Source organism: Pseudoalteromonas sp. ATL1, assembly GCF_058933015.1.
In genome coordinates this window covers 630069-646866 of sequence record NZ_JBZYXL010000001.1, presented here as the reverse complement: position 1 = coordinate 646866, position 16798 = coordinate 630069, and the positions used below count along the sequence as shown (strand labels likewise).

The 16798-nt window shown below is 45.4% G+C and carries 7 protein-coding genes; all 7 read right to left on the bottom strand.

What is annotated here, in order from left to right; all coding sequences use genetic code 11:
- Positions 1-111 precede the first annotated feature (111 nt).
- Positions 112-1473 (bottom strand): bifunctional UDP-N-acetylglucosamine diphosphorylase/glucosamine-1-phosphate N-acetyltransferase GlmU, encoded by a 1362-nt coding sequence (gene glmU, locus AC5FX4_RS02775; RefSeq protein WP_493604994.1) that lies wholly within the window; start codon positions 1471-1473, stop codon positions 112-114.
- A gap of 310 nt (positions 1474-1783) precedes the next feature.
- Complete coding sequence (locus tag AC5FX4_RS02770) at positions 1784-2488, bottom strand: hypothetical protein (protein ID WP_493604993.1); 705 nt, start codon at positions 2486-2488, stop codon at positions 1784-1786.
- Positions 2489-2497: 9 nt separating this feature from the next.
- On the bottom strand, positions 2498-5635 hold the full coding sequence (locus tag AC5FX4_RS02765; RefSeq protein ID WP_493604992.1) for an efflux RND transporter permease subunit: 3138 nt from the start codon (positions 5633-5635) through the stop codon (positions 2498-2500).
- Positions 5622-6674 carry an efflux RND transporter periplasmic adaptor subunit gene (locus AC5FX4_RS02760; RefSeq protein WP_493604991.1) on the bottom strand — a complete coding sequence of 351 codons (1053 nt, stop codon included), beginning with the start codon at positions 6672-6674 and terminating at the stop codon, positions 5622-5624. Before AC5FX4_RS02760 ends, AC5FX4_RS02765 begins: the two co-directional genes overlap by 14 nt.
- A gap of 37 nt (positions 6675-6711) precedes the next feature.
- Positions 6712-7641, bottom strand: a complete 930-nt coding sequence (locus AC5FX4_RS02755) for a JmjC domain-containing protein (protein ID WP_493604990.1) — start codon at positions 7639-7641, stop codon at positions 6712-6714.
- Between the two features lie 75 nt (positions 7642-7716).
- Entirely contained in the window at positions 7717-9372 is a 1656-nt protein-coding gene (locus tag AC5FX4_RS02750; RefSeq protein WP_493604989.1) for a cyclic peptide export ABC transporter, read from the bottom strand.
- 13 nt (positions 9373-9385) lie between these two features.
- Positions 9386-16798, bottom strand: a complete 7413-nt coding sequence (locus AC5FX4_RS02745; RefSeq protein WP_493604988.1) for an amino acid adenylation domain-containing protein — start codon at positions 16796-16798, stop codon at positions 9386-9388.

The window sequence follows — 16798 nt, the reverse complement described above, 5'->3', positions numbered from 1 at the left end:
ACCAGTAAACTGATATCGGATTTTGAAGCCTTCAAAAGATCGGTCAACCGATCATTGAAATATTTCTTAACTGATCGGCATTAGCCTAAAAAGCGCTCTATTTTCATTTGCTTAAGACTTTTTTGTGGGTCGCTGCCAGCCAGATAAATTACGTTGCTTAGCACGCGCAACAGCCAGTTGCTCATTTTCAACCTTCGCCGTGATCACGGAACCTGCGCCAACCGTCGCCGTTTCACCGATTGTGACCGGGGCAACCAATGCTGAATTAGAGCCAATAAAGGCATTATCGCCAATAATGGTTTTTGATTTATTCACACCATCATAGTTACAAGTGATTGTGCCCGCGCCAATGTTCACTTTTTCGCCAATCTCAGCATCTCCAAGATAGGTTAAATGATTGGCTTTTGAGCCCTTACCTAAACGGGTCTTTTTCATTTCCACGAAGTTACCCACATGCGAGTCTTCTTCCATCACTGCGCCCGGGCGCAAGCGTGCAAACGGACCCAAAGTACACTTCGCAGCCACTTGTGCATCCTCAATCATGGTATTGGCTTTCACGATGACACCATCTCCGATGGTGCAGTTTTTCAGTACGCAGTTTGGACCAATCACAACATCATCGCCCAACACGACATCGCCTTCAAAAATCACGTTAACGTCTATCTGTACGTCTTGCCCAGTTTTAACCGTGCCACGCACATCGATACGACTTGGGTCCGCTAAACTCGCCCCATTGAGCATCAATGTTTCAGCCTGCCAAACTTGATAAGCTCGCTCTAATGCCGCCAACTGCACACGGTTATTCGCCCCTTCCACTTCCATTGGGTGTTCAGGTTGCGCAGACGTGATCTCAACGCCTTCACTGTGTGCCATAGCAACAATATCTGTCAGGTAATATTCACCTTGTGCATTGTCGTTTGATAGCTGTCCAAGCCATTTTTTCAGTAAACGTCCATTGGCTGCCATGATGCCTGTGTTGATTTCGTTGATGGCAAGTTGTTCTGGCGTCGCATCTTTTTGCTCGACAATCCCGACTAACTTGCCATTCTCACGGATCATTCGGCCATAACCCATCGGGTTGTCTAAAGTCACCGTCAGCACGGATAAACCGTTTTTAGGCGTGACGGCAAGTAAGCGTTCTAGTGTTTCACGCTTAGTTAAAGGGACATCACCGTACAAAATTAACACCGTGTCATCATCACCAATATGCTCTTTGGCTACCGCCACTGCGTGACCCGTTCCAAGTTGCTCCGCTTGATGAACCCAGTTCACTTGATTGTGTGCAAGTGCTGCTTTTAACTGCTCAGCGCCATGTCCATAAACAAGGTTTACCTGCAAAGAGCCGAGTGTTGCAGCATTGTCAATCACATGCTGAACCATAGGTTTGCCCGCAATCGCATGCAAAACTTTGGGTAATTTTGAACGCATACGGGTGCCTTTACCCGCAGCAAGAATGATTGAAGTGAGCGCCATGAACACAATATCCTTAAATATCAGCTGTATATACAACTTTATAGAAACAACTAAGCATAGGCGTATTACTTACCCTATACACAATATCGGCTATTGTAACTAGCTTTGACAACGATGATAAGCACTATACAAAAAGTGCACTTTCAGATCACCACTCCCTGTTACGCAAAACGCTGAAACTCTAATGTCCATTTGTAACAACCCAAATAAAAAGGCCTCGTCACATGCTACGAGGCCTTCTACACAACAACACCCCAAATGGGTTCATCACTCGCTGCCAGTGATTACGTTCGCTTGTTACAATATGCCATTAACGTTTCGCATAGCTTTTAACGTCGATTTGAGCCAATTCAACTGTTGATAAAAACCAAGACTCGGACTTAAGCGATTGCTGTAACTGCGCCACATTTTTTGCATTTTCACATAAGCTTGCTGATAACTGCTCGACGCGTTCTCCAATCGGAGGCTGACGCTCACTCAGCAGTTCAATGATGGACGAATCATCAGAGTCAGACGCAACGGCGCTCTCTAACACACCTGCTAAAGATGCATAATATTGTGCCGCTAGCTGCTGTGACTTGGTTTGCCATTTTGCATGCTCAACATTCAGTCCGGTATAGCGCTGATATTGTTGTGATCCATCAAATGTCTGGGCTAATAACTGAATGATTTTCTGTGCATCTTTGGGCAGAGGCTGGTCATGTGATAATTTAGCCAGCGTCCCCCCTAGCAGTTCAAGTTTAAAAGTAGCGAGTTGCATTTGCTTCATATCGCTAAGTGCTGCGCGTAGAGAAGCGTCTAACTGCACGACTTCTGTGTGCTTTATGTCACTTTTTTTATCGGTCAGTCGTGAAGACGCCGCATCTAACACCAGTTGTGTTCCATCATGTGCGACGGTGAGTGTCTGGCCTTCAACTTGATAATGCAAATCAGTATTCAGCTGACATGTATTCACCTGCACGGCGTTGGCAGAAAAAGCGGCCAACAGTGTTAATCCGGTCATTATATATTTCATTGCGAGTTCCTATTTTACTTGGGTATATTGCAGTGATTCGGTGGATGTATCATTGCTGACAGCAAGACTGATTGCGGCCTTAATTTTTGGCTGTGCTTGGTCACGCTTCTCACGGTGCGTTAAGGTTAACAAAGCAGACAGTACCGGTAGAGAAAATAGCAAACTGCACAGCATTCCAGCGGCAATGATGACGGCTAAACCTCGATAGATCTCAACCCCGGTACCCGGCAGTAGTGCCAAGGGCAACATACCAAATATACTGGTCAGGGAGCTCATCAAGATAGCGCGACTACGATTACGAATGGCCGATTCAATGGCTGCAAAATGGTCATTTATTTCATCTAGCTGAGCCCGGTAAAATTCAACAAACAAGATGGCGTTGTTGATCACCAAACCAATGAGAATAATGAAGCCAAGCATGGTAATTATGTCCATCGGTTGAAAGACAAATACATTCACCAGTTGCAGCGATAGCGCACCGCCAAAGATAGCCACGGGTAGTGACAGTAAACAGAGCACCCCATACTTCACCGATTGAAACAGAGCTATAACGAGCAATAACAGCAACAATGTCGCGAATAAGAATTGGCTCTGCATTTCACTTATTAACTGTTGTAAGCGACTGGCACTGCCGCGATAACTAAAGAATTCATTATCTGCCAACAAAGGCTGAATTTGCGGCCCAACTTGCTCTTTAAGCTGAGAAATGAAATCTTGTAACGCTATCCCATCTGGCGTCGTCACTTTCACAGACAGCGTACGATGTCCATTTAGACGGAACAACTCTTGTGCGCTCACACTCAATTCATAATTGACCATTGAGCGTAATGGGACTGCGCCCTTCCCAGGAAAGAAAAACGGCGCATCCAAAAGTTGATCGACACTTTGCCATTCATGGGCTTGCAAGAAGAGAGGTAAGGTTTGGTTACCGTCGAAGTACTCTGTGACATATGACCCATAATTCATCGCCGCCAATTTTGTTGATAAGCCTTGCTGATTTTCCCCAAGACTAAACATTCTGTCATTGATTGGAGCAAACACATACGTTGGATTTGCTAACTCAAGTGGAATATTGGTACGAACGCGTACATCGGGAAATGACGCGCGCACTAGCTCTTTCACTTGTTTGCCGACTGACTGTAAATGCTCGAAATCTTTACCGCTCAAATCTATCGACACTTCTCGACTATTGGACAAGCTGGTGCGTAAAATGGATTCGACGCCAGAATAAATCTGATAGAGTGCATCATTGAGCGCAAGCTCTTTGCGTAGCCAGTTTTTGATCTCTGCCACATCCGTATCATCATTGCCTTTCACTAGCACTGTCGCACTTTTGTCACCGTCTGAGTAAATTAAATAGTCATAAATAAATGGCGGTTGCCCTGATGCAATATGGCCTTCTATTTTTTCAATCAACGGTTGGATCACCTCTGATTTAACCGCTTCATCATTCAGTGACTGATTAAAGTTCAAATAACCCCAAGCGATATTACCTTTCACCTGAGGGAGCACCTCTGCATGTGGCATGGCCCACTTTAAGCCAAGTACAGGCACAATAAAAAGTGCGAAAACCAAGGCGATCGCCACTTTTTTATCTTTCACCGCGCGTGTAATGGCACTGGCTGATTTATCAATCACAGGATGTGATTGCGTGTTCAATGACGATTTGTTTAAAAAGAATTTGAGCAACAGCGGGATCACACTCATCGAGACCAGCAACGAACTCATGAGTGCCACCGATATGGTAATCGCTAAATCGTGGAACAACTGCCCTTCAGCGCTTTCCATAAGTGCAATTGGAATAAAGACCACGACACTGGAAATAACCGAGGTTGCTAACGCCCCCGATACACTGCTAGCTCCTTCTTTGACCGCTTCCAGTGTTGATGCGCCTTGCTCTTTGCGTCGCACAATACTATCGACGATGACGATGGCCGCATCTAAGATCATGCCTGTCGATAAAGCGACCCCCGCAATCGAGATAATATTAAAACTGCGCTCAAGCAATGATAAAACAATGAAGGTGCATAGTATTGATAACGGCAGACTCGAAAAAATCACCAAAATGGTCGTTTTACTGCGAATAAAGGCAAATAACACCACGGTTGCCAGCACAATACCAAGTAGCAGGTTGCCTTTGAGCATATCCATAGCATTGGTGATATTTTTTGAATCATCACTGCTATTTTCAAGTAGCATGCCGCGAGGCCCAAGCACATCTTGATTGAGTTCGATTAAATGCTGATTGATGGACTCAATGAGCTTAAGCGTATTTGCGTTACTGGCAGGGTAAATAGAAATATAAAACGCATTTTTGCCGTTCCAATAAACTGGGCTTGCATCGCTCACATAGTCTAGGCTGACAGTGGCCAGTTCACCCAAGCGAATGTCTCTTTGCGCTTTTTGTTTTACTACAATTTGGTAAAGTTCATCTACTTCAACACGCCCTTTAAAACGTACCGTAAATTCACGTCCACCTTGTTCAACCTGACCACCACTCGAGTTTAAAGAATTGTTGAGCGCTTCTTTCATTTCGGGCAATGTCACTTCGTACATGGCTAATCGGTGCGGGTCAAATCGTACTGTGATCCTTTTCTCGGTCGGATTAAGCGCGACGGAGAGGCTCTTTACTCCGTCAATGGAAAGTAAGCGGTTTTTTAATTGTTGCTCATAGATTTTTGTAAAATCATCTCTATCCAGCAAGATGGTTTGGTCTTTTGGCGACAACAACAATGTGGCCACAGAGCTTCTATTGTTAATGGCCAAGTTTTTAATTTTTGGTTCCAGTGCAGTTTTAGGTAACGTTTTGATTTGATTAACACGATCAATCACATCAATGTATGCCTGATTCATATCTGTGCCAGAAGCAAAGCGCAAATTCGTTTTGCTGCTACCCAATGAAATGTCTGACTTGTACTCCACCACGCCATTCACTTTCGAGAGCAGTTCTTCCATTGGCTCTGTAATTTCACGCTCCACTTCTTCTGGAGACGCTTGTGGCCAGGTGTTCGTGATCACTATCTCATTTTTGCTGATTTCTGGTAATAACTGCACAGGTAAATTAAGTGCCGATATAACACCCAATACAAGTAAGACAATCGACACAGCTGCGACATAATAAGGCTTGCTGAGGCTAAATGTTGTCATCTTGGCGCTCCTGTTTGGCACGGTTTACCACCTCATCGCCACTTTTTAGACTACGCATTCCGCGTATTACCAACTCATCGCCCGCACTGATGGCACCCGTTACGATATAACGATCTTCCTTACTGGCCAGTACATTAATCAGCGCTTTTTCAACTTTATTGGCTTTATCCACTTTGAATACATAGGCACCATTCTTCTCGGGGATCACTGCATCCAGCGGCACCGAATACGTGCCTTTACCGGCCAAATTCGCCGTTAAGCTAATTTGGCTGCCAATCACGAGTTGATGACTCAACGCATCACTGGGTGTGATGAAAACTTGGATAGATTGCGTATCGTTATTTGAAATTTCCAAAACTCGAGCAATGGTTACCAAGTAATGCCCCAAGTGGCTATTTATCTCAATGGGCGTACCTCGAGAAAATTCGGCCCGATATTCGATGGGTAACTGTGCCACCAGCTCGATGCTGTTAAATGGAATTAACTTGGCGACACTTGTCCCGACGCTGACATAATCCCCTCGGTTTAAAAAGCGTTCACTGACCACTGCATCAACATCCGCCACCATCACCGCATTGCGTAACTTCAGCTGCAAATCTTTGAGCGTTAGGCGCGCTTTAGCCAACTCACCATTGGCTACTGATATTTCTTGTTCTAAGGTGTCTAAAATCTCTTGTGAAACACTATTCGTTTCTCGAAGAGACTGATTTCTTTTTAGTTTCTTATTAAGGTACGCCAATTTATCTTGCGCCTTTGTTACTTCAACTTCGGCTAACGCGCGTTCAATCTCAAGAAATTGCGTATCCAGTTTAGCAACAACCTCACCGGCTTTAACGATGCTGCCCGGCTTTTTCACAAACTCAAGGTGTGCATTGCTATACCCAGCTAAAGTAACTTCGTCATAACTGGTTACTTTACCCAGCATTTTAAACTCAATGCCACCTTGATTCGTGGTAACTGGTGATGTATCGACAATCGTTTTGGCTATGGCTGATTGTCCAAGTAATACAGCCAATATCATGACAACAGCTCTACCCATTGAAATTTCTCCTACATGACAGTTAAAACGAAACATGCTACTTGCGCGAATTGGCGTAAGTTTGCATCATTTTCATAAGTCCTTGTGGTGTCGCCAGCTCATTCAGTTGCGCGCAGCATTGTTGGAACTCTTCCAACCCTGAGGTAAATAGTTTATCTGGAGAGAGCGACTGGCTTGGTTTGCGCCAATGTTCCCCGTAAAACAGCGGCACGTTGTTCATTAGATAAGTAAACACATCTCGCCAATTAAGCAGGTTTACTTGCAATACCAGATGCATACTTTCATCAATATTTTCTGTTCGATGCCAATATCCACGAGGCAAGAACATGACGGAGCCGGGCTCTAAGTCGATAGTTTCATACTCACTCGGTTCACTGATCGGCTGCTCGGGGTTATTAAGTTGATAAGCGACTTCGGGGGGATAATCAGCACCTGCACGACCACCTTTTGTCGGCCAGCTCACCGCTTCATTCGCAGCAACATGCCAACGCTTTTTACCGCTCACTTGCACAATAAAGATTTCTTGCGCATCCCAATGCCAAGGCAGTCCGGGGCCTGCTTGAGAGGCAAATGCATTGATCTGGGCTGTGCCTGGTACTAAACCAAATACTTGATCAAGCTCTTTACACCATTTGTTGGCCACATCATTCAGTAATCGACGAGAATAAATGGTGCAACCTTCATGATATAAATCAACAGCTTGCTGCGGCGAGATACCGAACTGACTTGGTAAATTAGTGCGGGTATAGTCGGCACGTAAATCATGGTCGCTGGGCGCATTCACTAATCTTTCGATGGAAGAAAAATCAGGATCACCGATCAGCGCTTGTAACAGCGCCTCATTGCCATGCACGACATGGAATTTGTCTGGCCAATTTTGCGCCATAAACTCATTTCGTGATAACGGGTAAAACAACGCGTCAACAGCACTGACTGCATCACTGTTCATATTGGGGCTCGTATTCATAATGTCTCCGTCGTTTTTATTCTTTTTAATTCATCAGCCATTAATCGCTTAATGGCCGTCTCTTTGCCTAATCAATTAGCTGGCAAACTGGAGTTGTTTGTTCTCTTGTTGCGATGTATGGGCATCAAGTGCTTCATCATTGAGTAACTGTGAAACCCCCGAATCAAACACCACACGCATATCGGCTTGCGCAAAATACTTATCGTCATGCGTGACCGCGACAATGGTTTTTCCTCGTGCTTTGAGCCAAGGTAGGATCTGTTGATAGAAAACCGCTCTAAAATGAGGGTCTTGGTCTGCGGCCCACTCATCCAGCACAAATACATCGCACTCTTCTACGATTGAATTGATCAATGCCAGGCGTTTTCTTTGCCCTTGAGATAAGCTTGTCGACACAAAGCGATCGTTGTCGATACTGACTTTGCTTTGCATCTCAAATTTGTGTAACAGAGGGTCAATGGTGTCTTTTCCGACCACATTGCCTTCGCGATTAAGCACATCGTTGAATAGATAGAAATTTGCTAATATTGGCGTAAATAACGCCTGATAAGCACCGATGTCGGCGACATCCAACTCTTTACCATCAATAATGACTGTACCGGATGAAGCTTGCGTAAAGCCGAGCAACAGTTTAATAAAGGTTGATTTACCACTGCCGTTCCCGCCGGTGATGAATAGCGTTTCGCCTTTATTCAAGGTCACATTAATGGGGCCCAATGAAAATGGCACTTCCGACCCTTTTTGTGGGTATTGAAAGTAAATGTCTTTAAACTCGATTTTTTGCCATTGCAAAGTAGGCTGTAAGTCAAAGAGTTGTTCGGTTGGCTTTTCTTGCGCAATCGCAAAACCCGCAATCTTATCAAGCGCAATTTTAGCCTTTGCAAATTGCTGAACAAGATTCATTACCGCCGCAAATGGACTTGCACTGAAGGTGATGATCAACACATAACTTAACAACACTTCTGGCTTATTAAGGTATTGGCTCGCAGCAATGATGATGCCGAGCAGCATAAACACCAACATGCTGGTAAAACCGCGGTTCACATCCCAATTGAACCGCACTTGGCGCTCTCTATCACACATTTGCTCTATGCTCGGGAGCAGCTCATTGTCGTAATGATGTTTGCTACGTTGTTTTGAAATAGTCAACTGCGCAAAACCCTCGAGCAGCCCTTTATAGCTCTCCATCAATACATCTTCGCTTTGACGTAGTAAGCGTGATTTAGCAGACAGCCGACGGATCAATGTACGAGAAATAATCGCAGACAGCAAAATCCCTCCCGCCAATATGCCGAACATATCTGGTGATAGGTACGCCAAGTAGCTCAAACAGATCGTTAAGAGCAATGCGTTATACAGAAAAGTCGGCATTTCAGACAACGCGGAAGAAATTGAGCTGACATCATTGATAAGCACGTTGTATAACTTCTCTGTGCCTATATTGTCGAAATCAGCATAACTGGTCGACATCACTCTTTTGACGAGGGTTTGTCTCACCGAGCGCGTCGCGCGCGAACTCAACCTCGATAAAAAAGCAGCAGAGCACATAGACAACGCAACAAAGCACAGCAAAGCCAGTGCAAAAAGGTCAAGGCGGAAACTGGCTGCGCCAGTCTCCCCCACTTTGCCTATTGTGGCAAATAACCACAATGCGATGGCAGCTGATGCACCACTGATCAGACAAGCCATGAGCAACAATAACTTGTGCTGTTTAAAAAAGTAGCTAAACATAAAACCTCTATAATTATGCCTTTAAGGCAAAGTTGCTAGAGTCAGCAGTTGTTTTCTCAACTTGCTCTGACACTAAGTTATATATAAATCCAGCAATACTTAACGCGCCCTCGTTTTTGAGCATGGTGAAGTGATTGCCTGGCGCTACTCGCGTATCGTATCTGCCCTGCGTCATTCCCGAGCAGTTGTTATTAAACTCAAACACACGCTCTTGGTGTTCTTGCGCGATGATATGCACCACATCAGCCTCAACAGGTTCTGCAAAGCGGTATTCGCTAAATAGCCTTGATTGCTGACGATATACACCACTGAGTCTGTGTGCAGTTTGCGTATCGACCTTGCTTGTGATCGCGCGCAGCAATGCGCTGTCTTGTTCTTGCTCGTTTGTTGCTTGATTCAATAACGTATCAAGCAATAGCAAACTTACTTTGAAACCATGGCGCTCCAACTCACGACTCATTTCCAACGCCACAGCCCCACCGTATGAGTGGCCAGCTAAGTACACTCGGTGCTGGCGAGCATGTTGGCGCATAATCAGCTCCGCAAAAGCTTGTGCATTGTCTGTGATGCTCGTGTGTGCTGCTCTATCATCCATTACGCCGTGATGGTTAAACGCCATCACATTCATTGTTCCTGCTAGGGCAGCGGCAATCGCACTGAAACTATTCGATAGCCCCAATGTCCCCGGCACACAATACAAGGTTGGTAAAGCGGCCCCTGCATCATGTAACACATCGATGCTTTGCACTGAACTTGCATCACAGCCGCTGTCTATCATTGCCGCCAACGCACGGATCGTTGGGTAGTTAAACAAGCTTTTCACCGTTAATGGTTCTGCAATTGGACACCTTTCATTGATTTCATTCACGACTGACAAGCCCATCAATGAATGCCCACCCACACTGAAGAAATTGGCTGTCACACTAAGTGCCTCGGCCGCGATTTCCAGCTTTTCACTCCATATCAAGGCAAGCTGCTTTTCCAAGGCCGTATCCGGCGCTATGTATTCCCCTTGCGCCAAACTCATATCAACGGCAGGCAGGGCACGCTTGTCTATTTTTCCATTGTTCGTTAATGGCCACTGCTCAATGAGTGCAAAGCCACTCGGCACCATGTAATCGGGCAAACTCTGAGCCAATTGCAAACGCAACGTCTTCACCAGCTGACTGGCTTCAACATCACAGCTCTTCGGCTGAATGTAAGCCGCAAGTTCTTGTATACCTTGACGCTCGTTCACCGTCACCAGCACAGACTCAACCCCTTGCACATCCATAATTCGTGCTTCAATTTCACCTAACTCAACGCGATAGCCTCGCACTTTCACCTGATCGTCACATCGACCAACATATTCAATACGTCCATCCGGTAGATATCTCACCAAATCGCCCGTGCGATATATTTGCGATTTCTCATCTTGTGAAAATGGATTGGCGACAAACCGCTCTGCCGTCAGTTCAGGTCTGTTTAGATATCCTTTTGCAACCCCTTCGCCGCCAATGTAGAGTTCCCCTACTACTCCCATAGGAAGCACTCTAGCACCTTCATCTAAGATAAATAGCTGCGAGTTCTTACAGGGACGCCCGATGTGGCTGACTTTATCGGTGATCTGGCCATAACTACTGTTTACCGTTGTCTCCGTTGGGCCATAGGCATTAATGAGTACCGTTTTATGCTGCTCTTTATACTGCCAAAGTTGCTCAAATACTTGCCCATGAAGCCAGTCACCACTCGAGATAAGATGCACACTTGGTAGTGTTTTTTGCATCACTAACTGCCCTAAGAATTGAGGGGTAGAATTAACGATGGTGACCGCGTGTTTGGCCGCTAACTGGGCAACCTGTTCCGGCGACTTAGCATCGCTGGCACGGACGATCACCGTACTGACACCTCGGCAAATCATCAGCAGACTTTTCGTTGCCGCATCAAAAGCAAATGAAGGTAACCACAACCAGCTTTGCGGCATTGCACCACATAGCGATAGCTGCTCCATAAATGCGCTATCAAATGCCATAACCGAGCGGTGACTTGTTAACACGCCCTTTGGATTGCCTGTCGTACCCGAGGTATAGATAACATAAGCTAAACGCGCCGTATCAAATGACGTCTGAGCGTCAGTCACGTTGTGAACATCCGCTTGGTGATAATCAACGTCACTGTGATCATTTAAGCTGATGAGAGAGGCTTCCAAGGCACTCAGTTTCGACTTCAACTGAGATTGCGTCAGGATCAGTGATAAATTCGCATCTTGGGCGATAAACTCGAGACGCTTGGTGGGTAAATTCGGGTCTAGCGGTACGTAAGCCGCACCCGCTTTTAAAATGCCCAACATACCTACCACCATCTCTAATGAGCGATCGACACACAACCCGACAAGCCCATGCTGCATGACAGCACTTTGTTGGCGTAAATAATGTGCCACTTGGTTCGCGCGCTCATTGAGATCTCGATAGCTAATCGCTTCTTCATCTAACCATAACGCCACTGTTTCTGGTGTTTCTGCCGCTTGCTGTTCAAATAGTTGATGAATACCCAACTGATCGATAAAGTCACCTTGATGACTATTTAATTCCGTTACTTGATGGTGTATTTCTTGATCTGATAACAGCGGTAAAGTAGCGAGCGAGCTATGTGGCTGCTGAACAAGTTTGCTTAAAGCGACAAGGGCATTATCAAGATGACTCGCTAATTGCGCGATGTGCTCAGCACTGAATAGTCCTTCATCAAAACTCCAATTAACTTGAACCCCTGCATCGTCCAGACCTAACTCTATGTTTAGGTCGAACTTTATTTGTGTGGTATCACCAGACATCGCTTCCATTTGCACACCCGGCAAACGGAATGACTGCTGCTCTTGTTCACTACTGATGCCAAATCCGGTAAATGTCGTCAACATGATCTGAAAAATAGGTGAATAGGCCGCACTGCGTTGCACTTTCAGTTTTTCAACCAGTTGATCAAAAGGTATATCTTGGTTGGATTGTGCATCCAGGTGCGTTAAACGAACATGCGCCAAATATTGCTCAAGCGTTTGATGTTCTGTGTTTACGCGAAGCGCCAATGTATTGGCAAAGTAACCTATCAAAGACTCTAATTCCGCTTGCGTTCGGTTCGCAACCGGTGTACCGATAACAATATCGGCACTATTGCTATGTCGACTTAACACAAGTGCCACCGCGCCATGTAACAACATAAATGGCGTTAGCTTATGTTCTGAGGCTAGCGCATTAAGTGCCTGTGCCACATCAGCACCCAGTGAACGTGATAACATACCACCACGTCGCGCACGTTGCTCACTTCTAGGATAATCCAGTGGCAAACTATGTACGGGTGGTAAGTCTTTAAGTTGTGATTGCCAATACTCTAATTGTTGCGCACTGGTGCTCTCTTCCAACTCACGACGTTGCCAATGCGCATAATCTGCGTATTGCAGCGCAAGTGGCGGTAACAGATTGGGTTGACCCTGAGCACATGCATGATACAGCGCAAAAAACTCTTTTTTCATAATTTGCATCGACCAGCCATCTGCTGCGATATGATGCAAATTAAAGGCTAAAATACCTTTGTCATTACCTAGTTTGATGTAGCAGGCTTTCAACATCAGATCGTGACTTAAATCAAACGCGTCGGTCATAAACTCAGCGGTCATTTGCTTTACCAAACCACTTTGTTTGTTGCTGGGCACCTCACTGAGATCAACGCGTCCAATTGAAAAACTCGCCTGCTCTGGGGTTAAAATTTTCTGTGTTGCATAGTCGCCATGATCGACATACACCGTGCGTAATACTTCATGTCTTTCGATAATTTGCGTGAGTACTTGTTCAACGATTTGCAGATTCAAATCACCGCTTACACGAAATGCACTCGGCATGTTGTACTCTGGTGTTTTACCTTGTAGCTTATTGATAAACCAGAGTCTTTGTTGAGAAAAAGAAACTGGAATGAACGACCCATCACGTGCCACTGGCTTTAATGGGTTGTGCAAGTGCAATGGCGTACTAGCGGCCAAAACCCGACCCATTTCCACGATGCTCGGTGCATCAAATACGGTTTGCACTTTCAACTCTAAAGATAACTGAGCACGCACTTCTGACGATAAACGCACTGCCAACAAAGAGTGCCCGCCTAACTCAAAGAAGTTGTCCGTTACGCTGATATGCTCAGGCTCTATATGTAGTAGTTCCGAAAATATCTGAAGTAGTTTTTGTTCTAGCTGCGTCGTAGGCAGTACTAATTGATTGTTGGTACTATGAACGGGCTCTGGAAGCGCCTTTTTATCGACTTTACCATTGGGGTTAATAGGCCAAACGTCTACCACAACCCAGTAACTTGGTTGCATGTAACTTGGCATTTTATCGCTTAGCTCTGTCTTGATTGTTGCAAGCTGCTCGTCAGCTTCAGCAATCTCATTGTTAAGCGTTTTTAGTTTGACATAGGCAACCAGTTGCTTGCTCGAGTGAATGCTTTTCACCAGCACGACTGAAGAATCAACGCTCACTAGGCTGTTGATTTCATTTTCAATTTCTCCTGGCTCGATGCGGAATCCGCGAATTTTTACTTGGTCATCCGAGCGACCAACATACTCAACATGGTTGTCTGAGTTATATCTAACTAGGTCACCTGTGCGATATAAACGCGCACTTGCGCCTGACACTTTAGTAACGAATGGATTCGCTACAAATCGCTCTGCGGTGATATCTGGACGATTTAAATAGCCTTTCGCCAAACCATCACCACCTACGTATAGCTCTCCCACGCACCCTTTAGGTAATAGCTCCATACTCGGTCCGAGTATGAACATATGATCGCCATTAACCGCTTTACCAATAGGAATTTCCGTCAGGTCACCCTCTTTAGGGATGGGATAACACGTACTAAAGGTGGTGTTTTCTGTTGGCCCATAACAGTTAACCACTTGAACCTGTGGATAACTTTCATGTACCCGAGTAACCGCCTCCGGTTGCACAACATCGCCACCCGCTAACACAAACTGTAAAGAAGGTAATGTTGCCTGATAACGACTCCATTCAGTGAACAAACCGGACGTGAGCCACAAAGTGGTAACCTGATAGTCCTCAATCGCTTGGTTAACGAGCATAGGCTCTACCACACCATGAGGATACAGAGCACAACAACCGCCATTTAATAAAGGACCCCAGATCTCAAGTGTCGCCGCATCAAAAGAGGTATTTGCCGCCTGCAAGAACACCGAGTTCGAATCCAAAGTCATATAGCGTGGATCACTGACTAAACGAATCACGCCGCTGTGAGGCACTAACACGCCTTTTGGATTACCAGTCGACCCCGAGGTGTAAATCAAATAGGCAATACTGTCACGCGTTACCGACACATGAGCACAAATGTGTTGCGAACTAAAATGAGAGAAATCTGCCCCTCCTTCATCGCTTGGTAAGAGTCCATTAACACGCACCACCTCACCGTTGAAGTTTTGTAGCTCAGCTGGCAGATCATCGCGGGCAATAATACAGCTCAGCTGCACATCGTCGATCATGTAATTGATACGCTCACTGGGATAATTCATGTCCAGTGGCACGTATACACCGCCCACTTTAAGAATGGCCAACATCGCCACCAGCATATGCGGTGTGCGCTCTAAATAGATACCAAAATAGGTTTGCTCAGCACTATTGGTGTATTGCAATAAGCAATTTGCTAAGCGATTCGATAATTGGTCTAGTTCTTGATAATTAAGCTGTAGATCACCGTAAGCAATGGCGGTGTTGTTAGCAAAACGTTCAGCATGATAGGCAAAGCTATCGGTGATCGTCAGTAATCGATCATAGTCGGCTGGATTGTCATTTAATTGCTCAATTAGGTGCGTTTCTTCCTCTATAGACAACATCGGAATACGCGATACCGGTAACGTCGAATCCACAGGTAGCTTTGCGATTGCTTCTAGCACCGTGCACAGGTGACGATTAAGCTGCTCAATATGCGACTGTTTGAACAGGCTAACGTCATAGTTCCATTGCACACTTAATCCCTGAGCACTGATACTAAAGTTCACACCCAATTCAAACTTAGCCTGATCCATTTCAGACTTCAGCGCAGTCAAGGTGACATTTGATAACCTAACCTGTTGTGCCTCAACAGCACGCTCACCGCCATAATTACTGTCTGCAGAGACCATGATTTGAAACAGCGGTGAATGACTACTGCTGCGTGAGACTTTTAAACGTTCAACGAGTTGATCGAAAGGCAAATCTTGATTTGCCTGAGCCTGCATATGCACATCACGGATACGATTTAGGTATTCATTCAGTGGGGCGTCACTCACATCACTGCGCAGTACAACGGTGTTAACGAAAAATCCAATTAAAGGCTCTACTTCAGCACGCAATCTATTTGCTGTTGGTGTACCAACGACAATATCGGTACATCCACTGTGTCTTGCTAGTACGATGTTGAGTACCCCATGCAACAACATAAACGGTGTCAACTGATGATGTTTCGCAAGCTTCAGTAAGTTTTGTGCTACCTCATCTTGCAAGCTACCACACACCCACGCCCCTTTGCCTGAACGAGCCTCAACGCGAGGATAATCAAGAGGCAATGAATGCACAGCTGGCGCATCCGCGAGTTGCTGTTGCCAATAATTCACTTGCTTTTCTAGCACACTTTCCGCCAATTGGTTATTTTGCCATGCAGCGTAATCTTGGTATTGGATGCTCAGTGGTGGTAGCTCAACAGGTTGCTGCTGTACTAATGCGTTATAGTAAAGACAAAACTCTTTGGTCAGAATATCCATCGACCAACCATCCGAGGCAATGTGATGCATGTTAAATAGCAAGATGCCCTTTTCTGGCTGCTGCTCGGTTGCGCGTTTGATACGAATGTAACTGCCTTTGATCATGAGTTCATTCGTCAAATCGAACGGTGCTTTGAGTACCTCTCTCACAAGTTTAGTCACTGCCAGATCTTGCATTTCACCCGCCACGTCACACATATCATGGTATTGCAAAGCAAAATTCAGATCCGAGCGCAAATGCTGCTGTGGCTCACCATTGTCTTGCAGATAAACAGTGCGCAATATCTGATGACGATCCACAATTCGGTTCATTGCCTGCTCAACATACGCCACATTCACACAACCCTCAGTGTGATATGCCATGGGCATATTGTAGTCACTACTTTGTTTATCCAGTTGATTGATAAACCACAGTCTCTTTTGTGCAAAAGACAACGGAACTTGACTGTGATCTGCCAAAGGTTGAATACGAGCCATGCGAGATTGGCTTGCTTGTTGCTGCTCGAGTAATGCCACAATGTGTGCTTTATTGGCCTTGATCAGTGCACCCAATTTGGCATTAATTGCCCCGTTGGCTGAACGTGATTTTAGCTTGCCAGCCTCTAGGTAAAGATAAATTTTTTGCTCGGCTAAATGCGTTAAGATTTCTTTTGCGTTCAT